We start from the raw sequence: 272 nt of genomic DNA, 5'->3' as shown, positions 1-272 counted from the left end.
GCCCGATGACGCTTATGGAAGCGATGAGCCAGGGGTGTCCGGCCATCGTATCGCGCATTGCAGGTGTGACGGATATGATCGTCACCGATGGCGAAGACGGGATGCTCTTCCCGATTGGCGATTGCGGGCGGGCGGCGGCACAGATTGACCGGCTTGCCGGTGATCCGCAATTGCGCAACCGCATGGCGGAAGCGGCAGTGCAGAAAGTCACTTCGACTTTCGACAGCGATATTGTTGGGGGCGCTTATGTAAATCTGCTGCAAAAGCTGCAC

General features: G+C 58.8%; 1 protein-coding gene. It reads left to right on the top strand.

Annotation, left to right across the window (positions count from 1 at the left end; all coding sequences use genetic code 11):
- Positions 1-14 precede the first annotated feature (14 nt).
- A partial coding sequence (locus HWE04_RS24290) for a glycosyltransferase (RefSeq protein ID WP_241813936.1) occupies positions 15-272 on the top strand: 258 nt, incomplete at its 3' end.

The organism is Herbaspirillum sp. C7C2 (assembly GCF_022627865.1).
GTDB classification, from domain to species: domain Bacteria; phylum Pseudomonadota; class Gammaproteobacteria; order Burkholderiales; family Burkholderiaceae_D; genus Herbaspirillum; species Herbaspirillum frisingense.
This window is presented reverse-complemented; position numbering and strand designations above follow the sequence as displayed.